General features: G+C 42.4%; 26 protein-coding genes. 21 read left to right on the forward strand and 5 right to left on the reverse strand.

The features are described 5' to 3' along the window. Positions 1-53: 53 nt before the first annotated feature. The 5 genes from PJIAN_RS02270 (at position 54) to PJIAN_RS14865 (ending at position 3,083) form a co-directional block, all read left to right on the forward strand. Positions 54-347, forward strand: coding sequence for a PG0541 family transporter-associated protein (locus tag PJIAN_RS02270; protein ID WP_068701604.1), 294 nt, complete (start codon positions 54-56; stop codon positions 345-347). 32 nt (positions 348-379) lie between these two features. Beyond that, complete coding sequence (locus PJIAN_RS02275; RefSeq protein ID WP_084252221.1) at positions 380-1,195, forward strand: MBL fold metallo-hydrolase; 816 nt, start codon at positions 380-382, stop codon at positions 1,193-1,195. 323 nt (positions 1,196-1,518) lie between these two features. Next, complete coding sequence (locus tag PJIAN_RS02280) at positions 1,519-2,028, forward strand: hypothetical protein (protein WP_153802450.1); 510 nt, start codon at positions 1,519-1,521, stop codon at positions 2,026-2,028. 216 nt (positions 2,029-2,244) lie between these two features. Next, positions 2,245-2,937: a YEATS-associated helix-containing protein gene (locus PJIAN_RS02285; protein ID WP_068701610.1), complete on the forward strand. Its 693-nt coding sequence runs from the start codon at positions 2,245-2,247 to the stop codon at positions 2,935-2,937. Then, positions 2,937-3,083 (forward strand): hypothetical protein, encoded by a 147-nt coding sequence (locus tag PJIAN_RS14865; protein ID WP_153802451.1) that lies wholly within the window; start codon positions 2,937-2,939, stop codon positions 3,081-3,083. Before PJIAN_RS02285 ends, PJIAN_RS14865 begins: the two co-directional genes overlap by 1 nt. 387 nt (positions 3,084-3,470) lie before the next feature. On the opposite strand, the gene PJIAN_RS02290 is transcribed toward PJIAN_RS14865, so the two are convergent. Further along, a complete protein-coding gene (locus PJIAN_RS02290; RefSeq protein WP_068701612.1) occupies positions 3,471-3,893 on the reverse strand; it encodes a VOC family protein in 423 nt (140 codons plus the stop codon). 283 nt (positions 3,894-4,176) lie between these two features. Between PJIAN_RS02290 and PJIAN_RS14870 the strand changes: the two genes are divergently transcribed. From PJIAN_RS14870 to PJIAN_RS02310, 5 genes are all read left to right on the forward strand, one after another. Further along, positions 4,177-4,317, forward strand: coding sequence for a hypothetical protein (locus PJIAN_RS14870; RefSeq protein WP_153802452.1), 141 nt, complete (start codon positions 4,177-4,179; stop codon positions 4,315-4,317). Between the two features lie 39 nt (positions 4,318-4,356). Continuing rightward, on the forward strand, positions 4,357-5,649 hold the full coding sequence (locus PJIAN_RS02295; protein ID WP_068701614.1) for a UDP-N-acetylmuramoyl-tripeptide--D-alanyl-D-alanine ligase: 1,293 nt from the start codon (positions 4,357-4,359) through the stop codon (positions 5,647-5,649). A gap of 341 nt (positions 5,650-5,990) precedes the next feature. Further along, positions 5,991-6,629, forward strand: coding sequence for an O-methyltransferase (locus PJIAN_RS02300; protein ID WP_068701616.1), 639 nt, complete (start codon positions 5,991-5,993; stop codon positions 6,627-6,629). 88 nt (positions 6,630-6,717) lie between these two features. Beyond that, positions 6,718-7,710, forward strand: coding sequence for a FecCD family ABC transporter permease (locus tag PJIAN_RS02305; RefSeq protein WP_068701618.1), 993 nt, complete (start codon positions 6,718-6,720; stop codon positions 7,708-7,710). Next, the gene (locus PJIAN_RS02310) at positions 7,710-8,513 is read left to right on the forward strand and encodes an ABC transporter ATP-binding protein (RefSeq protein ID WP_068701620.1); all 804 of its coding nucleotides are present in this window, start codon (positions 7,710-7,712) and stop codon (positions 8,511-8,513) included. Before PJIAN_RS02305 ends, PJIAN_RS02310 begins: the two co-directional genes overlap by 1 nt. Positions 8,514-8,906: 393 nt before the next feature. On the opposite strand, the gene PJIAN_RS02315 is transcribed toward PJIAN_RS02310, so the two are convergent. Both PJIAN_RS02315 and PJIAN_RS02320 read right to left on the reverse strand, forming a co-directional pair. Continuing rightward, positions 8,907-10,088, reverse strand: a complete 1,182-nt coding sequence (locus tag PJIAN_RS02315; protein ID WP_068701622.1) for an LptF/LptG family permease — start codon at positions 10,086-10,088, stop codon at positions 8,907-8,909. 15 nt (positions 10,089-10,103) lie between these two features. Further along, positions 10,104-10,946 (reverse strand): MBL fold metallo-hydrolase, encoded by an 843-nt coding sequence (locus PJIAN_RS02320; RefSeq protein WP_068701624.1) that lies wholly within the window; start codon positions 10,944-10,946, stop codon positions 10,104-10,106. 210 nt (positions 10,947-11,156) lie between these two features. Here PJIAN_RS02320 and PJIAN_RS02325 point away from each other — a divergent pair, with 210 nt between their 5' ends. The 11 genes from PJIAN_RS02325 to PJIAN_RS02375 all read left to right on the forward strand — a co-directional run bounded on the left by PJIAN_RS02325 (position 11,157) and on the right by PJIAN_RS02375 (position 22,411). After that, positions 11,157-12,524, forward strand: coding sequence for a UDP-N-acetylmuramate--L-alanine ligase (locus tag PJIAN_RS02325; RefSeq protein ID WP_068701626.1), 1,368 nt, complete (start codon positions 11,157-11,159; stop codon positions 12,522-12,524). A gap of 43 nt (positions 12,525-12,567) precedes the next feature. Continuing rightward, positions 12,568-13,005 (forward strand): deoxycytidylate deaminase, encoded by a 438-nt coding sequence (locus tag PJIAN_RS02330; protein WP_068701627.1) that lies wholly within the window; start codon positions 12,568-12,570, stop codon positions 13,003-13,005. Between the two features lie 57 nt (positions 13,006-13,062). Further along, positions 13,063-14,673 (forward strand): S41 family peptidase, encoded by a 1,611-nt coding sequence (locus tag PJIAN_RS02335; protein WP_068701629.1) that lies wholly within the window; start codon positions 13,063-13,065, stop codon positions 14,671-14,673. A 307-nt stretch (positions 14,674-14,980) separates the two neighbouring features. Next, the gene (locus tag PJIAN_RS02340; RefSeq protein WP_068701632.1) at positions 14,981-15,583 is read left to right on the forward strand and encodes an OmpH/Skp family outer membrane protein; all 603 of its coding nucleotides are present in this window, start codon (positions 14,981-14,983) and stop codon (positions 15,581-15,583) included. Positions 15,584-15,657: 74 nt separating this feature from the next. Next, the gene (rimM, locus tag PJIAN_RS02345; RefSeq protein WP_068701634.1) at positions 15,658-16,185 is read left to right on the forward strand and encodes a ribosome maturation factor RimM; all 528 of its coding nucleotides are present in this window, start codon (positions 15,658-15,660) and stop codon (positions 16,183-16,185) included. A gap of 175 nt (positions 16,186-16,360) precedes the next feature. Then, on the forward strand, positions 16,361-18,148 hold the full coding sequence (locus PJIAN_RS02350) for a phosphoenolpyruvate carboxykinase (GTP) (RefSeq protein WP_068701636.1): 1,788 nt from the start codon (positions 16,361-16,363) through the stop codon (positions 18,146-18,148). A 222-nt stretch (positions 18,149-18,370) separates the two neighbouring features. Next, on the forward strand, positions 18,371-19,609 hold the full coding sequence (locus PJIAN_RS02355) for an Hsp70 family protein (protein WP_068701638.1): 1,239 nt from the start codon (positions 18,371-18,373) through the stop codon (positions 19,607-19,609). A 150-nt stretch (positions 19,610-19,759) separates the two neighbouring features. After that, positions 19,760-20,233 (forward strand): hypothetical protein, encoded by a 474-nt coding sequence (locus tag PJIAN_RS02360; RefSeq protein WP_153802453.1) that lies wholly within the window; start codon positions 19,760-19,762, stop codon positions 20,231-20,233. Between the two features lie 94 nt (positions 20,234-20,327). Beyond that, entirely contained in the window at positions 20,328-20,741 is a 414-nt protein-coding gene (locus PJIAN_RS02365) for a hypothetical protein (RefSeq protein ID WP_068701642.1), read from the forward strand. Positions 20,742-21,108: 367 nt separating this feature from the next. Beyond that, positions 21,109-21,519, forward strand: a complete 411-nt coding sequence (locus PJIAN_RS02370; RefSeq protein WP_153802454.1) for a hypothetical protein — start codon at positions 21,109-21,111, stop codon at positions 21,517-21,519. Between the two features lie 298 nt (positions 21,520-21,817). Further along, positions 21,818-22,411, forward strand: a complete 594-nt coding sequence (locus tag PJIAN_RS02375; protein WP_068701645.1) for a hypothetical protein — start codon at positions 21,818-21,820, stop codon at positions 22,409-22,411. Positions 22,412-22,571: 160 nt separating this feature from the next. Here the strand turns inward: PJIAN_RS02375 and PJIAN_RS02380 are convergent, their stop codons facing one another. Together PJIAN_RS02380 and PJIAN_RS02385 are read right to left on the reverse strand one after the other, a co-directional pair. Then, the gene (locus PJIAN_RS02380; RefSeq protein ID WP_439951394.1) at positions 22,572-24,731 is read right to left on the reverse strand and encodes a glycoside hydrolase family 97 protein; all 2,160 of its coding nucleotides are present in this window, start codon (positions 24,729-24,731) and stop codon (positions 22,572-22,574) included. A 358-nt stretch (positions 24,732-25,089) separates the two neighbouring features. Next, positions 25,090-25,929, reverse strand: a complete 840-nt coding sequence (locus PJIAN_RS02385) for a GNAT family N-acetyltransferase (RefSeq protein ID WP_068701649.1) — start codon at positions 25,927-25,929, stop codon at positions 25,090-25,092. Between the last annotated feature and the right edge of the window lie 2 nt (positions 25,930-25,931).

The following is a 25,931-nucleotide window of genomic DNA, read 5'->3' on the forward strand; positions in this document are numbered from 1 at the left end:
TGTATATTAAATTTCACATTCTCAAATCCTCCAATCTTTAATAAAGATATAAAATGAAAGCAGTATTTATAGTATTCAATCAGGCCAATACGGAACGTATCACCTACATGCTCGACAAACTCGAGATAAAAGGTTTCACCTGGTGGGAAAACGTTCAGGGACGCGGTACAGTAGACGGAGAGCCGAGGCACGGTACACATACCTGGCCGGAAATGAACTCATCGGTGCTTACCATGGTGGATGACGACAAGGTGGAACCGATTTTGAAAACAATAAAAAAAATTGACGAAATCAATAAAGAGATAGGTATCCGGGCGTTTGTCTGGAGCGTGGAAGCTACCTATTAAGCTTGTTTATTAACCTGTTAACCTTACATCTTATGCTTACTTACCGAAGAGGACTAACATTCGTGTTAGCATTAGCAATCGCGACCATCGCTTTGTCAGCTCAGGTTTTTCAAAACGCGCAACTGACTATTTCAAAGCTGAAAGAACATGTATGGATTGGTGAGACATCCGACAATTGTACCATGTATATCATTGAAGGGACAAAAAAAGCCTTACTGATTGACACCGGAATGAGATGTGACTCACTGGACAAGATTGTCAGGAAAATCACTAACAAACCCCTGGAAGTGGTACTCACCCATGGGCACAACGACCATGCAGGAAATATTGGTTATTTTGGTTCTGTGTTTATGCACAAAGCCGACTTGTTTATGGTACAAGGTTACAAGGGAAAAATCAATTTTGTGGACGAAGGGTATGTGTTCGATCTGGGAGACCGGAAAATTGAAGTATGCTATACCCCGGCTCACACTCCAGGCTCCATCATTCTGCTCGACCGTGCCAATGGCGACTGCTATTCCGGCGATGCTTTCGGCTCGAATCAGGTGTGGTTGCAACTACAGCCATTATCGCCCATCACCGATTACATCAAGGCCTGCAAACGAATGCTGACCCTCATCGACAACGGTATTCCACGCATCTATTGCGGACACTACGTTTATCTTAAAAAACCGATTGGCAAAGAGTATATGACCAAGATGCTGACGCTGGCCGAAGAGCTGAAAAACGGAACGGCAAAAGACATCAAGCCATTCCGGTCGGATGCACCACTTGCCGGATACCACGGCCCACTGATTGCCAGCAAAGAGGATATTGCCATCGTGTATGACCCTGAAATTTTGAAATAATACACTATTATACCAGCCAATAGAACAGAGGCGGCAACTTTAAAGTTGCCGCCTCTGTTTTTTATGTTTGAGCGCATTTATTTTCTGTGGGGATTAGAGTTTGTTGCATCAGACAAAAATAATATTAACTAAAAAGCGCTCTCTTTGAAAACAAATTTGTAGATTTGAAGCGAAAATAGTCAACATCTCACTAAACCTGATCATAATCATCATTTTAGTTGCTTTTATATTGTTAGTGCTTGCTGCTGTTGCAATGCAGGACAGAGCAAAACAACCAGTGAAAATTGAAGTTACTGACTCAATTCATAAAAATTTAAATGCCGATGAAAACAAAAATTTTATTGTTGATTTTATTTTGTTTATCTATTAATCAGATAAAGTCCCAAACCTTTGAGATTCCTAAAAATGTTGTATTATCAGCAAAAGAGGATTATGCAAAGTATGAGAAGGAGATAATTGCTTGTGTAAATTGGTTGGAAAATTCCCCTTTAGATAAGGATGTTAGCAAGAGAAAAGAAGCAAATGTCTTTTTCATGAAATGGTTGACAGGAAGTCCTACCGTTTCTATAAATCTTAACGCTGATTACATCATAAAGTACACGGAAAAAAATCCAGATTTATTGTTGATTTTTATGGCTGGTTGGACAAGATATTCGTTAGAAAATAATTACAGCAATGATCAAATGAAAGGATATTACGAAGGTTTCAAAAGTATGATTAGCGTATATAAAAGAGGCATAGGAATACAAAAAGAAAAAAATATGGAAAAACTAATCAAAATATACGATGAGGGCCAATTAGAAGATTGGATAACAAAGAATTTAAAGAAATAGCCGGGAATAACATACGCCTATGTCCATTGGCTGGCTGGCCCGTTTTGACGGGGTTAACTATGCATTCCGGCAGTCCCGAAAGGATTCGGGAGCTCCCGCATTAGCTTCGCTGATTTGCAATTCACCTTGTCGCTGTGCTACAGTGAACGCTCAAGTAAGCCACCAAATACCCATAGCCTCGGTCGTTATGCACAAGCTTAAAAAAACAACACAATAATGGAAAACTACCTCTTTAACATATTTTGGATAACCATAGCCGCGGGACTATTGGGAGGTCTCATTAACGTTCTTCTTCTAGACAATGAAAAGGATTTAAGCCGGTTGAAATTTTTTAGAAGCACAATAATTGGAATAGGTGCGTCCTTCGTAGTTCCACTATTCCTCCAGACAATTTCAAGTGACTTAATAAATCAATGTAAAGACGATGCAAAATACTATTTTATATACGCAGGATTCTGTTTGATAGCTTCTATTTTCTCAAGACGATTTTTAAATACTGTTGCCGACAGAGTAATCAAACAAGCAGAACAAGCTGAGAAAAAGGCAGAACAAGCTGTAAATATTGCGACAGATAAAGGTGATAAAGTTCAAGCGTTTGTAGACAAGAACACTGAGCCTGACGAAGAAATTGAATTTACCGACTTAGACATTAAAACTGTTGAGTCCGACCTAAACGATAAAGTTAGAGATGACGTTAAAGGAATACTTTCAGCAATTAAAAAGAGTAAATACACATATAGAACAGCCAAAGGCATATCCAAGGAAATTAATTCGGAACAAAAAATTGTGGAGATGATTTTGGAAGAATTAGAAGAACAAGAAATGGTGAAAAAATTCACAAATGACGAAACCAAAAAGGTTCTTTGGACTCTAACTGAAAAGGGAAATAAATTTAAAATTCACGACTAATGAATAGAAAGCCTGTGCATAACAGGCATTTGGCTCAATGGCGGGTGGCCAGGTTAATTGAATATTCTACCTCCCCCGGCTGGCGCAGGTTTAGCGGTAGCGTAACCTGTGCCCACACCAAGCTAAGCTGGAAACAGAAATATTAATTTGTTCGGCACACCGTATGGTTTTGGCACGCATTGCAAATCCGATGGAATAGAAAGCCAAACATCTTTTCTTGCATAAACAAAAATAGAGCAATAGCTTTTATGCTATCGCTCTATTTTTGTTTATGTTTCTTTGGTGTCCTGTCGGATTAAGCTCCGCCTTCTGTTAATAGCAAATCTGCTGATACAAAACCTACTTTGAAATGGATTTTGCGTTCATTACGCGAACACCCCTGATGCCGCACGATACGCTGCGCTAATCGTCCGGCAAAACCAAGCGATAGAAGCTATTAAACAGAAGTCGTATGGCAAATCTGTCGCGACGGAGAGAATAAGGCTACTATTCTCCGATGCTCAAGTTTCTTTTGAAAAAGCTTCTCAGTAAAGCTATTTTTGCAATTGGAAACTGATATTGGTATACTCCATTAATTCTATCAGATTGCCATCGGCATCAGAAATCCAGGCTTGTTTTGAATTGTCTTTGCCCACGGAAATAGCTGATATTTCCCACTTTTTTGCTTCAATTTGCTTTTTGAACGATTCCAGACCGACAACTTCCAGACAAAAATGGCGAAAATAGCTCCCATGTTTAAGGACAGTATCGTTACCTCCCCATTCGGCGATAGCCATTACTTTGTCGAATATTTCAATAAAGGTGCCGTTACCACATTCGAAATAATACCCGAAATCTATACCGGCCTGATTTTTAAGTGTAAACTTAACTTTCAAGCCTAAAATTTCTTCGTAAAAGTATCGCATACCTTTTACATTGTCGGTAAAGAAACAGGTGTGTGCTAATTGTCTTATCATATTCTTTTTTTTACAAGATTACGTATGTGTGATGGAATTGAGCGTAGATAAACTGCTTGTTTTTATTTTTGTATAGTCCTGAAATAGTGTTACCACTGCCGCCGCACAAGTCCCCGTGTGCAGCCACTCCCTGCCGTACTGATTTTACATTCCAAAATTATCAACGAATCATTTCCTTAGTTGTCTCTTACCCGCGCGAGGAACTCGCACAGGAGCCGGGCATCAAAGTTCTTAATTTTAAGCTATAACACCAAGTTATCACTATTTTTTTTCGCAAAACAGCATGCAAGAGAATAACCGGAGAGAAAGAAAAAAGACGGTTACCGGGCGTAGCCAGCCATTCCGACACAAAGCTCCGCGCTACGGCAGTCTGCTTTTATACTGCCGTCGCGGCTGCGTACGCATCGATCCGATTGCTGCCTAAACAAAAATCCGTACCTTTGCATTGTTAAAAAAACAGGACATGGATATTGAACAATTATACCAACGTTTTGCCGTGTGCACATCGGTAACTACCGACAGTCGCAATTGCCCCGAAGGGTCGCTGTTTGTTGCCCTGAAAGGGGAAAGTTTCGATGGCAATAAATTCGCCCTTTCATCGCTCGAAAAAGGGTGCCGTTATGCCGTGGTGGATGACCCGCAATATGCTATCGACGGACGTTTTCTTTTGGTGAACGATTGTCTGGAAGCCTTGCAGCAACTGGCAAAAGAGCATCGCCTCCGTCTGGGCACGCCCATTGTGGGTATTACCGGCACCAACGGAAAGACAACCACAAAAGAGCTCATCGCTGCAGTTCTCTCCAAAAAATACAATACGCTCTTTACGCAGGGCAATCTCAACAACCATATCGGAGTGCCCTTGACGTTGCTCGGGCTCAAACCCGAACACGAAATGGCTGTGGTGGAGATGGGGGCCAATCACCCCGGTGAAATCAAGACTTTGGCCAATATTGCCTGTCCTGATTTTGGCATCATCACCAATGTCGGCAAGGCCCACCTCGAAGGTTTCGGCTCGTTTGAAGGAGTGATCCGCACCAAAGGAGAACTCTACGATTATATCCGTGAAAACAGAGGCTCTCTGTTTGTCAACCTTGATAATCCCATTTTGAACGACCTTTCTGCAACAATTACTCGCGAGGGTTATGCGCTTTCGTCCGAAGAGGCCGTTGTAAAGGGGCGCATTATCTCCGACGGGCCTTTCCTGAAACTGGCCTGGAAGCATAGCGAAGAAGCGACCGAATACCCGGTGAATACGAACCTGATTGGTGAGTACAATGCCGAAAATGTGCTGGCGGCCATCTGCATCGGTTCGCATTTCGGGGTTACTCCCGAAGAGATCAATGAGGCTCTTGAAACTTACCAGCCTACCAATAACCGTTCTCAGTTCAAAAAGACAGACAAAAACGAACTGATTATCGATGCTTACAATGCCAATCCCACCAGCATGAATGCTTCGGTGACAAATTTCAAACACATGCACGCCGATAAGAAAGCCGTCATTCTTGGCGATATGTTCGAACTTGGCGACCAGTCGGAAGAAGAGCATGCAAAAATCGTAGCTTTATTGAAAGAGTGCGGTTTCGACAAGGTTATTCTTGTGGGCGAACGCTTTGGAGCCATTCCATCGGATTTTATAAAGTTTGCCGAAACGGCTTCACTGATGGAATACCTGGAACAAAATCCGATAAACGGTTATACTGTCCTTGTGAAAGGGTCTCACGGCATGCGTCTCGATAAATGCGTCGAGCAATTATAAATGATGAATTGTTTGAAACTTGTCCAACCTTTCAGGTTGTATGTGGATTGAGGACGATATTCACACAGGTCACAGACCTGCGGTTATGAAGATAGGGCTTTTCAAGCCGTTAGGTAAAATGTCATATACTCGTAAATTATTAAATATTAATGCGAATCAGGAGTTGGAATAATTACTAAACATCCGATCATCAACTTGACCGTAGGTCATACATGTCAATAGAAAATGTAATTTCCGCATTAATGCAACCCCGTATGGGGTTGAACTTTGGTACGAAATTTATTTTTTATTGATATATAAGTCCTAACGGACTATTTTCAACTCCTGATTCGCATTGCTAATTGAAAGAAATGGACGTTATCGAAGAATATATCCTTCAACATATGGATCCCGAAGATGAGTTGTTGTCACGGCTGTTTCGTGAAACTCACCTGACGCAAATCAACCCCCGAATGGCCTCGGGACACATACAGGGACGTATACTCACCATGTTGTGTCGTATGCTGAAACCGAAACGTATTCTGGAACTGGGTACTTTTACCGGCTATTCGGCATTGTGTATGGCCGAAGCTCTGCCGGATGACGGAGAACTGCATACCGTGGAAATGGACGATGAAATGGAGCCGTTTATCATGAAATATTTCAGGCAGTCTCCGCATGGAGGTAAAATAAAACTTCACATCGGCGACACACTTCAGGTGATTCCAACGTTAACGGGAACTTTTGATCTGGTGTTTATGGATGCCGATAAGCGGCAATATGTGGAAGACTATGAAGCCGTTTTGCCCCTGGTACCTTCGGGCGGCTTTATTTTTGCCGATAACACCCTTTGGAGCGGCAAAGTGCTTCACGAGCCCGCTTCGGGTGATAAACAGACAGCCGGAATACGCCGGTTCAACGATTATATAGCAGCCGATACGAGAGTGGAAAAAGTAATTCTCCCGATTCGTGACGGAATGACCATACTGATGAAAAAATGAAATTAATTTGAGAATATCGAAAGAGAGTATAATCAACAAGAAATTTCATTCTCAAATTTTCAAATTGCCACATCTTCAAATTGATTTTATGTCCCGCAACCTGATATTGTTTACTATCCTGATTCTCCTTTGCCTGATTCTGACGCTGGCCGATATTGCATTTGGCAGTGTTTCGGTGTCTCCCGGCAACCTGTGGCAGGCATTTGTGCATCCACAGGCGGATTCGCTGTACACCAATATCGTTTTTGATTTTCGTCTTCCCAAAGCTTTGACCGCAATCCTTTGCGGAGCTTCCCTCTCTGTAGCAGGCTTGCTTATGCAGACTCTTTTTCGTAATCCGCTGGCAGGGCCCGATGTACTCGGAATCAGTTCAGGTGCCAGTATGGGTGTTGCCCTTTACGTGATGGCGGCATCGTGGTGGTCAGCTTCTTTGCTGCAAAGCAGTTGGGGGATGGTAGGTGCCGCTGTGATCGGAGCCTTGCTGGTGTTAATGCTTACATTGGGGGTCGCTACGCGTATCCGACAGTCGGTCACCTTGCTGATTGTCGGTTTGATGTTTGCCAGCGTGGCGGGAGCGGTAGTCAGTATTTTGCAGAATTTCAGTAATCCCGATGCGGTAAAACTCTTTGTGGTGTGGACTTTCGGAAGTTTGAGCGCCGTTACCTGGACCCAAATGGAACTTTTATTGCCGATCATAGTATTGGGTTTGATTTTTGCGTTCTTCCTGCAAAAAAGTCTCAATGCAATGTTACTTGGAGATCATTATGCCCGCGGACTGGGTATTCCGGTTACGGCTATCAGGGTGATGATTATTCTGATAACAGGCGTTTTGGCTGGAACAATCACCGCGTTTGCAGGTCCGATAGCATTTATCGGAGTGGCAGTTCCCCACCTTGCAAGAGGAATATTCGGAACATCCAATCACCGGATTGCCATACCGGCAACGATATTGTGCGGTGCCGCGCTGTTATTGCTTTGTGATGTTATTTCGCAACAAACCACATATCCCTTGCCACTGAATGCCGTTAGTGCGCTGTTTGGTGCTCCTATGATTATCTGGATTGTTTTAAAGCAACGATAATGGAATTGACAGAAACTACATATTCTCCTCTCCGCACCAGTAACCTTGCCATCGGATATAGCCGTGGAAGCCGCCTTAACGTGGTTCAGCAGCATCTCGATCTGGAGCTTTTATCCGGTGAAATGGTGTGTATGATCGGGCCGAATGGTTGTGGAAAGTCTACCTTGTTGCGAACGTTGGCCGGACTCCAACGTCCGATTACCGGATCGATACTGGTGGATGGCAAAAATATGGAAACGCTTTCCGCGCAGGATCGTGCTGAGTCGTTGGCCCTGACGCTGACCGACAGAGTGGAGGTGGATAAGATGTCAGTTTATGAGATTGTTGCGATGGGCAGGTATCCATACACCAACCGTTTTGGAAGACTTACGGAAGAAGATAGAACGATTGTTGCCGAAGCGCTTGCCCAGGTTCATCTGGAAGAAAAGGCGCAACGTTATATCAGCGAGTTGTCGGATGGCGAACGTCAGAGGGCGATGATTGCCAAAGTGCTTGCTCAGTCCACGCCATTGCTCTTTTTTGATGAACCCACCGCTCATCTCGACCTCCCTAATCGGGTATCGATAATGCTGCTGTTGGCTCAACTTGCCAAAACAACCGGCAAATCGATACTTTTATCCACACACGAACTTGAACTGGCGATGCAGGTGGCCGACAAACTTTGGCTGATGAGTGATCGTGGCGTGCAGGTAGGAACTACCGACCAGCTAATTGCTGACGGAAGCTTCGAAAACGTATTCAGAAGCAATCAGTTTTCTTTCAATGCCGAAACCGGACGGTTTATTATTAATAAGCCTTCCTGAATCAATTAGATCGTTGTCGAAAATTTCAAAAACGGACGATTCTTGTTGCCTCCTCATTTGTTTTTTTTCATCGGACAAATCCATTCTAATTCTGCAAGACCAAGATACATGAAAATAAAGCAGGATTATTTTTATAATCTTTGGTGAAACCAGACCCGAAGGGATAGACAAAAAATACCAAACTGACGGAAAGCTGTTTGAGTGAGTAGGCCAACTATAGAAGTTTATTAATGAGGAAATATTTCATGGCCGAGCGAACGAGTTCTTTCCGTCAATGTTTTTGCTTACTTTTTGCACCAAAAAGTAAGGCCTGCCGCAGGCAAAGAACAAATTAATTTCAACGCTTCAAAGTTGAAGCAAGAATAGAAGCCCATTTCCAAACTTTCAACTTGGTTATTGTCTTGCTCTGACGTATAAAGAAACGCCAATTATCATGAAGATAATATTGGGAAGCCAAACGGCTAACATTGGAGGTAAACTGCCGTTGGCAGCAAAGGTTGCCGAAACGGTGTTGAAAAGGATATAGAGAGCACTGAGCGCAATTCCGATACCAATTTGCAGACCTATTCCACCCCGAACTTTTCTCGATGAAAGCGACACTCCGATCAGCGTCAGGATAAATGCCGCCAAAGGATTGGCAAAGCGCCGGTAATATTCCACCTGAAAGGCGCCGGTATTCCCTACACCTCTGTTTTTCTGGCGACTGATATATCCTGCAAGCGCACCATTGGTCATTTGAGGAGCTTCGCGCGATGTGAGGAAAAAGTCGGCTGGCTGCATTTTGATCACAGTGTCCATTTTTGCACCACGCCGGATATCCTCTTTCAAACCCTTGAAGTCTCTGATAAGATAATTCTTGGCAGTCCAATGGTATCCCGATTTCCAACAGATGCTGTCGGCTGTCATACGTGATACAAGCGTTTTTCCTTCAAATTTATCGAGCGAAAAACGACATCCTGCATTCGTCGGTTCCTCATATCGTTCTATATAGGCCACAACGCCTTTGTCTACCTGCATCTGAATGTTGTGCGCGTTGTCGTTCATTACCGGTTTTACATACGTCGCTTCAAATTTTAGCCGCACCTGATTGGCCGGAGGAATAATGTATCCGCTCAGAATAAAGGTAAGCAAGGCAATGATTAATGCTGAAAGAAAATAAGGGTACATCATCCTTTTGAAACTGACTCCACTCGACAAAATGGCGATGATTTCGGTGTTTTCAGCCAGTTTTGAAGTAAAAAAGATAACCGCTATAAATGTGAACAGCGGACTGAAAAGGTTGATGAAATAAGGGATGAAGTTGAGGTAATAGCTGAAAATAATGGCTTTCAAAGGCGCATGGTGATCGTAAAAGTTATCCATTTTCTCGCTGGTATCAATAACGATAACGATGCTAATAATCAGGATTATGGAAAAGAAATAGGTGCCGATAAATTTACCAATAATATATCTATCGATTTTCTTGATATTACGAAGTTCCAACAGCTCTTGCTTAAACTCTTTTCCCGATTTGGGCAGTTTGGCGTAGAGTTGTTGAATGGTGGATATGATGTTTGCGACAGAGGGAACCTTCATGATGAACAGTAGTTCTTATATAGTGACTGATGAGAGACTGAAACTTTCTTTGATGCGATATTTGTTGTTAACTAATTCAACACGGCAGCACTCAGTGTAGGCGTCATGCTCGAAAAACAGGATCTGATTTTTGGTTGCCGCTTCAGCCAACAACTGTTCCTTGTCCTGCATAGAAGTGATAGGGAACGTATCGAACGCCGATACCCATGCCAGCGGAAGATTTGCTGCCATCGGGATAACATCTCCAACATAGACGAAAGTTTCGTTGGAAGTGAAAACATAGGGCACCAGCTGACCGGCGGTATGTCCGTTCATTATTTTTACCAGTACCTCATCGCAAATCCGGGTGTCAGTTTCAACAAGTTTCAACTTTCCGGCATCGGCTACAGGCATCATATTTTCTTTGAAATAAGAATCGCCTTCACGAACGTTAGGATTCAGAAAATTTTCCCATTGATCTTTTCCCACCCAAACATCGGCATTGGGGAATGTCAGTTCGTAGCCGGTTTTATCGTTGTTAAAACGGGTATTACCCCCGCAGTGATCGAAATGCAGGTGCGTCATCACCACATCCGTGATATCCGAACAGCGGTAACCCAGCTTTTCAAGCTCGGTGTCAAAATCGATTACACCCTGAAATCCGTAATATTTGAGATATTGCAGCTGTTTATCTCCTGTTCCGCTGTCAATAAGAATCTTTTTTTTGCCTGTATCAATCAATAACAAGCGCATAGCAAGCTTGCAAAAATTATCGTCGTCGCAGGGGTAACGTTTTTGCCAGACGCGTTTTGGGACCACTCCAAAAATTGCTCCGCCATCGCATTGAAAAAAACCTGCTTCTATTTTAGCAATCTTCATAAAATCGTTGTAATTTTGCGGCGAAATTAGAAAGAATAGTTAGAACCGCAAAATATAGCTGATAATCAATTACAAATATTCAGATGTTATAACTTATCAGGCTAAAATCAGCGCTATTTACGCGGTTATGTCTCTTAACAACTAATCAGAATTTAATTAGAATGATCTTCTGATTGTGTAGGAATAACGAAAAGGTATAGGCAAAATTATATGAAGCGTCTTCACTTTATTGCAATTGGCGGAGCGGCAATGCACAATTTAGCTATTGCTGTCAGCAAAAAACCGGATCATGTGGTTACCGGCTCCGACGACGAAATCTTCGAACCTTCCAGAAGCAGGCTTGAGGCTGCAGGACTTTTACCTCCTCAGATCGGATGGTTTCCTGAAAAAATCACTAAAGAGTTGACTGCTGTCATTGTTGGAATGCATGCCCGTGCGGATAATCCCGAATTACTCAGGGCAAAAGAGCTGGGCATCGATGTTTACTCTTTCCCCGAATATCTTTATCACCAAACCAGAAAAAAAATACGTGTTGTAGTTGGCGGTAGTCATGGCAAAACCACGACGACGGCTATTATTCTGCACGTACTTAAAAAGCTGAATCGTGCTGCCGATTATATGGTAGGAGCGCAGATTGAAGGCTTTGATACAATGGTGAAATTTTCGTATGATTCTCAACTGGCTGTTTTCGAAGGTGACGAATACCTTACATCTCCCATTGACCCGCGTCCAAAGTTTCATCTTTATCGTCCGCATATTGCTTTGCTTACCGGCATAGCATGGGATCATATCAACGTGTTCCCTACGTTTGAAAATTACGTAGAACAGTTTAAGATTTTCACCGATCAAATTGAGCGTGACGGTCGTCTTATCTATTTTGAAGGCGACGAACAACTGCGCGAAATAGCAGAAAAAGTGCGCCCCGATATCGTAACTATTCCGTACAATACGCCGGAATATGTGATTGAGCATGGCGTTACAAGCATCATCTACAAGGGCGAGAAATATCCCTTGTGTGTATTTGGAGAACACAACCTTCAGAATATTCAGGGAGCCAGGATGGTATGTAAGCAGCTTGGTGTAAAAGAAACCGAGTTCCTTCAGGCAATTGCCGATTTCGGAGGTGCATCCAATCGGTTGCAGAAAGTAGCGGAGACAGCCGTTTCCGTGGCATTTAAAGATTTTGCTCATTCTCCATCAAAACTCAGGGCAACCGTCAGTGCGGTAAAGGAACAATATTCCGACCGTCAGGTGGTGGCTTGTATGGAGTTGCATACATTTAGCAGCCTTCAGGAGAATTTTCTTCCTCAATATAAAGGCTGTATGGATAAAGCAGATGTGGCTTATGTCTACTTTAATCCCGAAGTAATTGAACATAAACGCTTGCAACCGATTACGGTCGATCAGGTAAAAGAAGCATTCGGAAGAGAAGATCTGGTGGTGTTTACAGATGCAGGCCAACTGGTAGCCCGTCTGCGGGAAATCAATTTTGAAGGGAAAGCATTGCTGATGATGTCGTCGGGCAACTTTTCCGGGCTTGATATTATAGCTTTTGAGAAAGAGCTTTTGGGAGCTTAACCCCTGCAGGACGAGGTTGTTCTGCATTAAATATTGTGTGAGTATGGCCAACGATAAACAATTGCAATTTGACAGGCGATACATGCAAATGGCGCAAATCTGGGCTCAGAATTCATATTGTGAGCGCCGAAAAGTAGGAGCTTTGATTGTGCGCGAAAATATGATTATTTCTGACGGGTATAACGGAACCCCTTCCGGTTTCCCGAATCAGTGCGAGGACGAAACTAATAAGTCGTTCCCTTACGTGCTTCATGCCGAAGCAAATGCCATCACTAAGGTCGCCCGATCTAACAACAGCAGTGACGGCGCCACCCTCTATGTTACCGCTTCCCCCTGCATAGAGTGCGCAAAACTCATTATTCAGTCAGGAATCAAACGGGTTGTTTACGGAGAAGAGTATCGTCTGCCCGACGGTATTAATCTGCTGAAACAAGCCGGAATAAAAGTCGATTTTATCGATGCTCATACATCCGAACAATGAAACCGGTCTCATTATCCATGACAAGTTTCGTACGATATTTATAAACATCATTTCCGAATGAAAACCTGGAAAAAAATAGTATTCCCTTTTGCCCTTGCCTTGACAATGGCTGTTGGAATCATCATTGGCAATTTTTTTGCCATGCGAAGCAATATCGGCGCCACTTTGGGTTTGTTCCGTTCCCTGGGGCTCGATAAAAACAAAGTTTCGCAAGCCATCAATCTGATAGCGACCCGCTATGTCGATTCGGTAGATGTCAATACGCTTACCGATAATGCAATGAGTGATCTGTTGGCTACCCTCGATCCCCATTCAGTTTATATCCCTGCTAAAGATTTGCAATCTACCAACGAACAGCTGGAAGGTAGTTTCAGTGGTGTCGGGATAGAGTTCAATATACAGCGGGATACGATTCTTGTCGTATCGGTTATTTCCGGGGGGCCTGCCGAGAAAGCCGGAGTGTTGGCCGGCGACCGCATCGTGAATGTCAACGACTCAGCTTTTGTCGGCAAAAGCATCAATAACGACCGCGTGATGCATAAACTGAGAGGAGCCAGGGGCACTGTTGTCAAACTCGGGATAAAAAGAGCCAGACGCCGCAAAATACTTGATTATGCCATCACAAGAGGCGATGTGCCCGTTACCAGTGTAGAGGCATCATACATCATCGCTCCTAAAACAGGATATATTAAAGTCAGTAAATTCGGTGATACCACCTATTCGGAATTCCTGACGGCTTTAGCGAAAATCAGGAATCAGGGCGCTAACCGTTTGATTATTGACCTGCGGGGAAATACCGGTGGCTTTATGGAAGCTGCGGTTAAGATGGTGAACGAATTCCTGCCTAAGGATCAACTGATCGTTTATGCAGCAGGACGGGCTTATCCCCGCACTGATTTTTACTCCGATGGTCGAGGATCGTTCCCCAATATGAAAATTGCCGTATTGATGGACGAATGGTCGGCCTCAGCTTCCGAAATCTTTGCAGGTGCCATTCAGGATAACGACCGGGGGCTGATTATAGGGCTTCGTTCGTTTGGAAAAGGTCTGGTTCAGCAGCCGTTCGAATTTTCGGATCATTCGGCTGTTCGTCTGACCATTGCCCGCTATTATTCTCCTTCGGGACGTTGCATCCAGAAGCCGTATCAACGGGGGAAGGATCAGAATTATGAGCGCGACTTCGTTAATCGTTACCTGCACGGAGAGTTTTTCTCAAAAGATAGTATTAAGATCCAGAGCAAGGAAAAATTCAAAACCCGCGGAGGCCGCATCGTTTATGGCGGAGGCGGCATTGTTCCTGACATCTTTGTGCCTCTTGACACCATCGGCGTCACACCGTATTACCGCCGCTTGTTCGATAGCGGAGCTTTGTTCCAGTTTGCCGTTCATTATTCGGATCAACACAGGGAAAAACTGAAGACATTCAATAACTGGAAGGCAATGGATGAGTATTTGAGTCGTCAACCGCTGGCAAACATGTTGGCCGCCTATGCCGAAGGTAAAGATGTTCCTAAACATTATTACTATTTCATGATCTCTCACCAGCTTATTTCACAACAGGTGAAAGCTTATATCATACGTAATATGTTTGGAGACGAAGGTTTCTATTCCTCTCTTAACCAGAATGATGTCACGGTAAAACGGGCAATTCAGGCTTTGCAGAGATAGTTGGATAAAAGCAAGTTGATAACATTGTTTTGGTATTCAGAAGCTTCTTCTGTGAATTATATTAACATTTTACACTCTATGTGTTTTTGTAGAGCTCTGAAAAATAGTTTTGTAATTCTTATGAAAATAAAGCTGGTTTCATAAAAAACAAAAAACAGTTACGAAAAGAGTGACAAAAATAATATCTTTGCCTTCCTCAATTCGATCTGCAATACATTTGTGCCTTTACAACCTGAGAAAACAGAGATGTGAAAGTGTTTGCAGATAAGGGAAAAACCAATCGAATCAACAATTCAAAATTCACAAAATGACAAGAACTTTATCTTTTGCCAAAACTACTGTGGCTCTGGCTGCCGTAGCTTTAATGTTAACACAATGCGCTAATAAGAAAAACAATCAGGACGGAGCTCAGTTTGATTCTTCACTTACAAAAGGAAAACTCCCGATAGCATATGTAAATGTAGATACCTTGTTGGCAAATTATCAGTTTGCAAAAGACGCAAATGAAGAGCTTGTAAAAGGACAGGAAGATTCCCGACTCAAAGTAAATTCACGTGCAAAGCAGTTGCAGGAAGATATGGCAAATTTCGAAAGCAAAATGAAAAACAATGCTTTCCTCAGCCGTGAAAGAGCAGAACAGGAAAACAATCGCCTGGTAGCTCAACAAAAAGAGCTTCAGGAATTGAACCAACAACTATCGAATGCATTGTTGACGAAACAACAGAAATTTAACGAACAACTCCGCGACACAGTGAACAAGTTCCTGAAAAGTTACGCCCCTGCTCATCACTATCAGGTAGTTTTATCGACTAATGCAATGAATGACAACGTATTGTATGCTGCCGAAGGTTATGACATTACCAAAGAGGTACTACAACAATTAAATACGCGTTACAGCAAGAAAAAATAATCTGTTGCTTTTTGCGACAGGAAACGCCTTGAATCTATCGTTCAGGGCGTTTTTTATATAATTTCGTTTCAACTATGATTTTACAATCAGACCTTTATCCTATCGGCCACGTACAAAAAACACATGGCATCAAAGGCGAGCTTTCCATTTTCCTTACTTCCGATTTTGATTCACTCGACTTTGAATACCTCGTGTTTGAAATGGATGGCATTCTTGTGCCCTTCTTTATTCAGGAATGGCGTTTCAAAACGGCCGAAACTGCCCTGATAAAATTCGAGCGGGTGGAGGATGAAATAGCAGGCAAAGATTTTGTGGGGAAAACAATTTATGTTCCTAAGGAATCGATGCCGGCTTCCGATGATGATGTGATTGATATTCAGTTTTATACAGGCTACCGTATCGAAGATGCGGTCTTGGGTGAAATTGGCGAAATCAAAGGAGTGGACGATACCACCGAAAATGTACTTTTTCAGGTGATGCACAAGGGGAATATAATTCTTATTCCTGCCGTGGATGAGTGGATTGTTGAGATAGATGACACGAGTAAGGTTATGAAAGTCCAAATGCCTGAAGGTTTGTTAAATATTAACGAAGAAGAATAGGTAATTCTTTGCCTTCCAATCGGAAACGAAAAGAGATGTCAAAATTCCCTTTTGATTAAAGAAAAATTTCTTTAATGCCTCGTTTATTCACGAAAAAAAGAGTAATTTTGCATTCTCTATTATCCCATAGGATGTGTTAGTAAACCCGATTTATAAATCCCTAAAACAAAGTAAGATGTCAACAAAAAATCAAAAACTGATTGATTGGGTAAATGAGTGGGCCGCATGGTGCGAGCCGACAAATGTTTATTGGTGTGATGGTTCCGAAGAGGAAAACCAACGCCTGTTGGACGGTATGGTTGCCAGCGGAATGGCTGTGAAACTGAACGAAGAAAAACGTCCGGGTAGCTACTATTTCCAATCCGACCCCAGCGATGTGGCTCGTGTTGAAAACCGTACATTTATCTGCACAAAAACACAGGAAGAAGCTGGTCCTACAAACAACTGGGCTGATCCTGAAGAAATGCGTGCTAAAATGAAAACCATGTACAAGGGCTGTATGAAAGGTCGTACAATGTACGTTATTCCTTTCTCAATGGGTCCTCTTGGTTCTGATATCGCTCACATCGGTGTGGAAATTACCGACTCTGCTTATGTTGTTGTGAACATGCGCATCATGACCCGTATGGGTGCTAAGGTATTGGATGTTTTGGGCGAAAACGGAACATTCATTCCTTGTGTTCACTCTGTAGGTGCTCCTCTGGAACCAGGTCAGAAAGATGTAAAATGGCCATGTGCTCCTATCGATAACAAATATATCACACACTTCCCCGACACCTATGAAATCTGGTCATTCGGTTCAGGTTACGGAGGAAACGCTCTTTTGGGTAAAAAATGTTTCGCTTTGCGTATTGCCTCTAAAATGGCAAAAGATCAGGGCTGGTTGGCAGAGCACATGCTTATCCTTGGTATCACCAATCCTAAAGGCGAAAAGAAATACATTGCTGCTGCATTCCCATCGGCTTGCGGTAAAACCAACCTGGCAATGTTGATTCCTACTATTCCGGGCTGGAAAGTAGAAACTGTAGGTGACGATATCGCATGGATGAAATATGGTGCTGACGGACAGCTTTACGCTATCAACCCTGAAGCAGGTTTCTTCGGTGTAGCTCCTTTCACCTCTTTGGAAACAAACAAAAACGCTATGTTGTCGGCTCGTGCCAACACTATCTTCACCAACGTAGGTTTGACACCTGACGGTGATGTATGGTGGGAAGGTATCGGTCACGATTGTCCTGCCGGTACTATCGACTGGAAAAACCGTGTATTCGATCCTGCATCAGGCGAACCTTGCGCTCACGCTAACGCTCGTTTCACCGCTCCTGCTTACCAATGTCCTGCTATCGACGCAGCTTGGGAAGATCCTGCTGGTGTGCCTATCGCTGCTATCCTGTTCGGTGGCCGTCGTCCTTCTACTGTGCCTCTCGTTCACGAAGCCAACAGCTGGAATCATGGTGTGTTCATGGGTTCTATCGTAGGTTCTGAAGTAACTGCTGCTGCTATCGGTTTGAAAGCAGGTGTACGTCGCGATCCGTTCGCAATGTTGCCTTTCTGCGGTTACAATATGGGTGACTACTTCGGACACTGGATTGAAATGGGTAAAAAAGCCGGTGCTAAATTGCCTAAAATCTTCTTCGTGAACTGGTTCCGTAAAGATGATGGCAAATGGTTGTGGCCGGGTTACGGTGACAACAGCCGTGTATTGGCTTACATCTTCGATCGTTGCAACGGTCAGGGCGAAGCTGTTGAATCTCCTATCGGTAAAGTTCCTGCTCCTACAGCTATCAACGTAGAAGGTTTGGGTATCGATGCAGCTCAGATGGCTAAAGCTTTGGCAGTAAACGCTGAAGAATGGAAAGATGAGATCGCACTGATCGACGAACACTATGCTAAATTCGGCAAACACTTACCTGCTGAACTGGCTGAAGAATTGAAAGGTTTGAAGAGCCGTTTCGGTTTCTAATTCCCGATTAATTAATATAGAAAACAGGGTTGAAACTCCTTTCAGCCCTGTTTTTTTTGTCGGATGTGATCCTGACTAAAAGAGGGTTTTGCTTTAAGCGAAACCCTCTTTTAGTCAAACACGCCAGCTACCTATCTGTACCATTAAAAGCATGAAAAAAATACAAAGTGCAATGTCTTAATTGCCGGAAAAGGATTAAATGTATAACGAATAAAGAAATAAATGGCGCTGAATAAATTGAACTGTGGATTAGATTTTGGAACATCCAATACGGCTATTGCTTTGACAGACAGAAATACACAAAAGAATGTATTACTCGAACACGATAGTTCTGTCCTGTTTTTTGATGATACAAACGACCTGTCATATGCAGTTGGAAAAGAGGCTGTCGACAAATATATTGCTTCGCAAATGAAAGGGCGTTTGCTGAAATCAGTCAAAACCCTGCTGAAACAAAAGAAGTTTACTCATACCTATATCTTTGGCAAAAAGTTCACTCCGGACGAACTCGTTACGCTGATTATCAGTCATTTTAAAGAACAAGCAGAGAAAGCAATTGGATCCACAATCGATGAAGTCACCTTAGGCAGACCGGTTATTTTTTCAGATGATCCGGAAAAAGAACGAACTGCTGTCAGGAGGTTGTTAAATGCAGCCGCAAATGCCGGTTTCAAAGAGGTGAAACTGTTATTCGAACCTATTGCTGCCGCTTTTACCTACGAATCGACGCTGAATCGTTCGGAAAGGGTGCTTGTTGCCGATATTGGAGGTGGAACATCTGACTTCACGATCATGAATCTGGGACCCGATCGAATCAACGCCACCGACCGTAAAGATGACATTATTGCAAACAGCGGTGTGTATGTGGGAGGAGATTCATTCGATGCGCAATTGATGTGGCATAAGCTGACACCCTTACTTGGGCGCGGAGTAACCTACAAGACGTATGATAATGAATTGGAAATCCCTATTTCAATCTTTCGCGAACTGAACCGCTGGGAGCGTTCGTTTTTACTGAAGGATACCAAGATGCGTCGCGATTTGAACGGATATTATGTTTTCTCGGGCAAAAACAGCAAGCTGAGCGATCTGATGACGCTGATCGACAATAATTTGGTGTATGCTCTCTACAAACAGATAGAGAAGTCAAAAATAGACCTTTCGGAACAGACAGAAACCAGCCTGAGATTTCAGATGCAGTCGATTGACATCAATGCATTGATTAACAGGGCTGATTTCTCTATGTTTATCAGGGAGGAAATCCGGAGTATTGAAGAGTGTGTGTTGAATATGCTGGATAAGGTGAATATGAAACCCTCTGATATCGATACCGTTTTCTTAACCGGAGGGAGCGCGTCGGTTGTATCGGTCCGTAGTCTGTTTGAAAGCTTATTTGGAGCGGAGAAAATAAATACCGGTGACCATTTTAAAAGTATTGCTTACGGCTTGTCGCTGAGTTAGCAATCTTGTTGGAAGATGATGTGATCAAATCTTGGAATGAATGCATTGAAAGCGATGGTATAACACACTGTCGCTTTTTTGTTTGGAAGAGAAATTACTACATTTGACAGGACTTGGAAAGCCGGAGGTCAACGTGTAACAAAATGCAAGATGAAAACTGAATTTAAATTTTACACAGAGTATAATCAATTTTATATTCATGATAAGAATTATGTAGGCGATACATCGGATTCTGATTTTTGGTCGGAAGAAGCTTATTCTGGACGATTAGCAATCAGGAATGGCATATTAGGGGTTGGTACACAGTGTTATGGAAATGTCAAAGGAGAAATCAATATCTTATATGAACAACTTCCAAATAATAATTTTGACCAATATGATCACATTGTTGAAGCTGGCATTGAAATCCATGGAGGTGAAATCCAGATCTCAGGGTGCACAAGTAACTATTCTGAAGTAAGAATCAAAATAAATAATGGGAAATACCGGGTAAGAATATATTCTTCAAATTTAGCAAGCGTTTTGGAACCGGATTTGGCTCATGATACAGACGATGATTTTTATAAAATAGAGGTTTGGACTGATGAAAATATGGAACGAAAAATTTTGAAACAATATATATAATATGCCTTTGATGGTGCGGATATAGCCGATTTCGCTCGCGCGGGCAAATAATAATGATAAAAAAGAATTGAAGAACATAGAAAATAAAGCAAGAATGAAAAAGATAAAAAGTGCTTTTTTTATAAAAAATGCAGGAATATTCTTACTGTTAATATCTATACAATGTTGCGATCCTGGTTGTACAATTAGGTATGGTATTGAAAACAAAACTTTAAGTCCGATAACCGTCAAAAGTCAATTTGTGTTTTCAACATCAAATGATACTATAATAAAAGAAGATGTTGTTAATCCAAACTCAAAAACAATAATTAATGAAGAATCCCCAACAGGAACCGTAGAAGGAGTAGATAAAAGTCGAGACTCTATATATTTTTATAATCTTACATTAGAACAACGGGGAAAAATTTCGAAGAAAAATTTTAAAAATAAATGTATCTGGACACTATTAAAAATAAATAAATATGAAGCCATGTATCTGTTAGTAGTTGATTCTTCATATTTTAGGTAGATAATTCATCAATTCTGAAATGTTTTTTGTTATAAAATTAGCGCGCAAAGCATGATCCACAAAGATTAACTTCGTTGAGTTTACCATAGAAAGTGTTTTGTTTGGAGCGAAGCCCTTTTTGTGTACCAGATGGAGCAAACTTGCAGAATTTTAGTTCAAGTTTTCGGCGATAGCCGTAACTTGGACTGGAATTGAAAATCAGCGAAGCTAAAAATAACCAAGTTGTACTTGGTTGTGGTTACAAACCACTCTGGTTCTAGCTTCGCTGACCGTTGGTTCAGCACAAGATACCGCTTCGCTCAATCTTGCGCTAAACATCAGATAAACTCGGAACAAGAGGGGCCGAACTGGGTAAAAATAATAAATTATGAAAATCAAATTTATAAATTATGGCATTTGTATTATTTGTTGTTTAATGTTGGTTTCTTGTTTTGACAACGAAATTTACTTTGATTTAACGAACCAAACTATATGTAGTTGCAACAAACAAAGAATTATTAATTTGTATATAGACGGATCTAATAGTACAAATTTTTATCATTGGATACTGAAGCCTAATAAAAAAGGAGCTAGTTCGGTATCAATACGAACAGAGAATAGCAATTATGTTATTGAAAACATGTGGAATGAAGATGTTTCAAAAAAATTCAGATTGCAGCCAAATACGGAATATGAAATAAGAAATAATACTTTTGGAGACGCCGCAGGTGGAAAACTAACCATTAAAACCAACAACAAAGGAGTTGTTATATATGCAGACAAAACTTCTTGTCAGTAATTTGTAATGTAATAGCTTTGATTCTTGCGAACGAGTCACCAAGTGGCGCAAACTTGCAGATTGACTAATTCAAGTTTTCGACGATAGCCGTAACTTGGACTGGAATTGAAAATCAGCGAAGCTAAAAATAACCAAGTTGTACTTGGTTGTGGTTACAAACCACTCTGGTTTTAGCTTCGCTGACCGTTGGTTCAGCACAAGATACCGCGTTGCTCAATCTTGCGCTAAACATCAGGCAAACTCGGATCAAGAGTAGCTAAGTTGAATCTATAGTTGGACAGAATAAAACTCAAGGGATATGACGGGATTTTTAAAAATAATAGATAAAAGAATCTACATTCTCATTATTTGCTATATCATATCAATACCTGCTTTTTGTGAGGATTTTACTAAGTATAAGATTGTGTTGTGTATATACAGGGAAAATCATACTGTTTGCATTTATAATACACCAAATAAAGACTCCGTTGTTGCAAGGATCAAGGATAATGTTCGTTCAAGTAAATTATTTGGTTTTAATATCCTTGAAAAGCAAGACAGCATGATCAAAGTAATAGCTTGGAATACTGTTAACAATAAGATTATAAAAGGGTGGGTAAAAATTACCGAGACAGCTATTAATGGAAGAACCAGAACAGAAAATAGTATTTATGAACTCTACGATAGACCCGATTATAATTCAAAAAAAACGGTTATAAAAAGTTATTGGGACTGTTATGTAATGTTGAATGGGAAATACAAGAAAGTTACTTGTAACATTAATTCCTTATTTAATATTCTTGATATCAGTGAAAAATGGGTAAAAATAAAGGTAATAGGCAAAGGTAAGATATATATAAAATGGTTACCCAGAGAATATCAATGTATGGATATTACAGGAGAATGTACTTGATTTATTCCTTTGATGGCACATATATATAATTTCGCTCGCGCGGGTCTCCTGACCCGTGTGCACGCCAAAGCCATCTGATGATTTAAGACATTTCAAAATAAAACGCCCTGCCGAATGATCAGTCATTCTGGCAGGGCGTTTCTGTGTGATATGGATAAAGTTATTTCAGCTTTTTGATTCCCTTCAACTGAGCATTGTCGGTTGCTTCCACGATACTGATGGCAAAACCGCCGCCGGGAGCTGCCTGTTGCATCAGTTTGGATTTACTGGTGACCACATAGCGACTGATGACATACGCTTGCGGATTCTTCTTATAATGAGCATTTGGCGCATCGGCATAAAGCGTGGCAATGTATTTCTTTGCAGGATCGAGGAAACTGAAGTCGACCGTTGCCTGATGGATGTTTTCTCCGTTGGTGCAGCCAACAAACCACTTGTTGCTGTTTTTTGCCTTGCGGGCCACCGTGAGGTATTGACCCGGTTCAGCCTCGAGGTATTTGGATTCGTCCCAATCCACTGCCACATCCTTGATAAACTGGAAAGCATCCTTAAACTTGTTGTAGGTTTCAGGCAGATCGGCAGCCATTTGCAGAGGACCGGCCATGGTCACATACAACGACAGCTGGTTGCACAGCGTGGAGTTACACCAGGAGTGGTTGGTCGGGTTGTATTTGCTGATGTCGTTCTCGAAAATGCCTGGTGTATAGTCCATAGGGCCACCGATCAGTCGTGTGAACGGCAAAATTGTGGTATGGTTGGGCTTGCTTCCTCCGAAAGCCTGATATTCTGTGCCGCGTGCCGATTCGTTGCCAATCATGTTAGGATAGGTGCGGCAAAGTCCGGTTGGACGAACAGCCTCGTGACCGTTGACCATGATTTTATAATCGACGGCTTTCTGAACGGCATAGAGATAGTGATTGTTGATCCATTGTCCGTAGTGATGCTCTCCACGTGGGATGATATCGCCCACGTAACCGCTTTTTACGGCATCGTAGCCATTATCTTTCATAAACTGGTATGCCTGGTCCATATGGCGTTCATAATTGCGCACAGACGACGAGGTCTCGTGGTGCATAATCATCTTGATTCCCTTAGAGGCGGCATAACGGTGAATTTCCTGAACGTCGAAATCGGGATAAGGAGTCACAAAATCGAAGACGTAATCTTTGGAATGACCGAACCAGTCTTCCCAACCGACGTTCCATCCTTCTACCAAAACAGCATCAAATCCGTTGGCAGCTGCAAAATCGATATATTCTTTTACGTGAGCGGTATTGGCACCATGGGTTCCGTTGGGCTTTGCCTTTGCATAATCGGTTACACCCAGTTGTATACTCGGAAAATCGTTGGTGTAAGACCAGCTGCTTTTGCCGGTAATCATTTCCCACCATACGCCGACATATTTGGTGGGTTTAATCCACGATACGTCTTTTATTTTGCATGGTTCGTTGAGGTTCAGGGTGATGCGTGAGGCCAAAATATCGCGGGCATCGTCGCTTACGATGACAGTGCGCCACGGTGAGGTGCAGGGTGCCTGTAGGTATCCTTTATTTCCCTGGGCATCGGGTGTGAGCCACGATTCGAATACCATGTTTTTATCGTCGAGATTAAGTGACATGCACGAATAGTTGACCAATGCGGCTTCGTGCAGGTTGATGTACAATCCGTCGGCCGTTTTCATCATCAGGGCAGTTTGTACGCCTGTTGGAGAGAAGAGAGTTTGTGATGCATTGCCTGTGATGGCTCCTTTCATCAATCCCCGTATTTCGGATAGTTTGGAGGTGGTATAGTCGTACTCCTGCGTGTCGTAATCGCCGGGTATCCACATTGCCGTATGGTCACCTGCCATAGCGAACTGGGAGTGTTCTTCACGAATGACAAAATAGGTGAGATTCTTTTGTTCGGGGAACTCGTAACGGAAACCCAGGCCGTCATCGAACAGGCGGAAACAAATATTCATCTGTCGCTGTGTGTTGGGCTGGATCAGTTCTACTTTTAATTCATTGTAGTGATTTCTGATGGCTTTTTCCTCTCCCCAAACGGGGTTCCATGTTTCATCGAAGGTAGAGGTGGTGGAGTTCTTTAGCTTAAATCCATTGTACAAAGAGGTTGTGGGGTCGGCCGGTGTTTTATCCACTGCAATACCGGTGCCGAATTCGACCTGCTTTTCACCTTTCAGTTCAAGGCCTAAATGACTTGGTTTGATAACAGCTTTGCCTTTATAGGAAAGCTGGTAGGTGGGGACGCCTCCGTTCTGGATGTCGAAAGTAAGGGTCAGGTTCCCGTTGGGAGATTTTAGGCTCTGGCTATAAGAGACCATAGTGGCAAATAGAATTCCTGCTAACAGGGCGAAGATTTTTGTTTGAGACATGATATCCTGATTTAGAGATTGAAATACAAAAGTAAGGAAAACAATAAGGGGAAGTGATTTTGTCCCGATGTTAATGGCATATTGTTTAATGCAAACGTTTGTGGTGCGCTATGGCTACACACAATATCTCTGAAAGGGTCGGTAGGGGAAGGATTGTTGAGAGGCTTTTCTCTGGAGTTGCCTTGACTTTTATTGAAAATGAATTTTCTATTTCATCATTGCCTATCAACCCCTCCTAACCTCCCCTAAATGGGGAGGAATCAGGACGTAAAATGAGCAAATTTTATTCTTTTACGAAATCCTTGTTTTATCCCATTTCCAGATTAAAATAAGGCAGAGTATCGTCCGGTATTTCGAAGGGATCAACCGGTTTGATCATTGAAAAAAGATCTCCTTCTTTTGCCGGAACAAAATATTTTACGGACGCAACGTCGAAATGTTTACATAAGAGAGGTGTCAGCCAGGGCAGGATGTTCTCTTCTACGCTGGTCTCCCTGACGATCAGTTCGCTCTTTTTCTTCTCATAAATCACATAATCTTTTCGGCCGTTTTTCCATTGCAGTCCAAGGCATCCGCCGCCCTGTTGCTCCAACATGGCAATAGTAAAAGCAATATGTTTTTGGCTCCAGATTACCTGATACTCACCTTTCAACTGACGGTTGCGGATATAAGTGATTTGTTTCAACGAGAGTTCGCAGGGCTTCAGGATCTCAATCTCCTCGTCGTAGGCTATTGGAGTCATTTTTTCTTTAACGTTGTGAGAAAAAGGACTGAACCCCAGGCTGAGGTAGTACGTGGCAAGATGTTCGCCAGCCGGAACTAATATCAGCCCCCAGGCGTCCTGCTGTTTTGAGAAAGCGTGGCTTACCTGAAGCAGTTGCTCCATGATACCTTTCCGGCGATATTCGGGCAGGGTGCCACAGGCATAAACGTAGTAGATGAGCCGACGGTATTCGTCTGCCACCATTTTGGCAGGGCATAAAAAAAGCATGGAGACAATCCGTTCGTCGCGGATTGCCACCATGCAGGTAGTGTTTGGGAAATATTCGGTAAAGAAAAGATTCAGAAAGGCATCGGTATCCCCGAAACATACCTTGAACAGTTGTTTCAGTTGAGGAATGTCTTGCTCTGAAGCTTCTCTTATCATAC

This window comes from Paludibacter jiangxiensis (assembly GCF_001618385.1).
Lineage (GTDB): Bacteria > Bacteroidota > Bacteroidia > Bacteroidales > Paludibacteraceae > Microbacter > Microbacter jiangxiensis.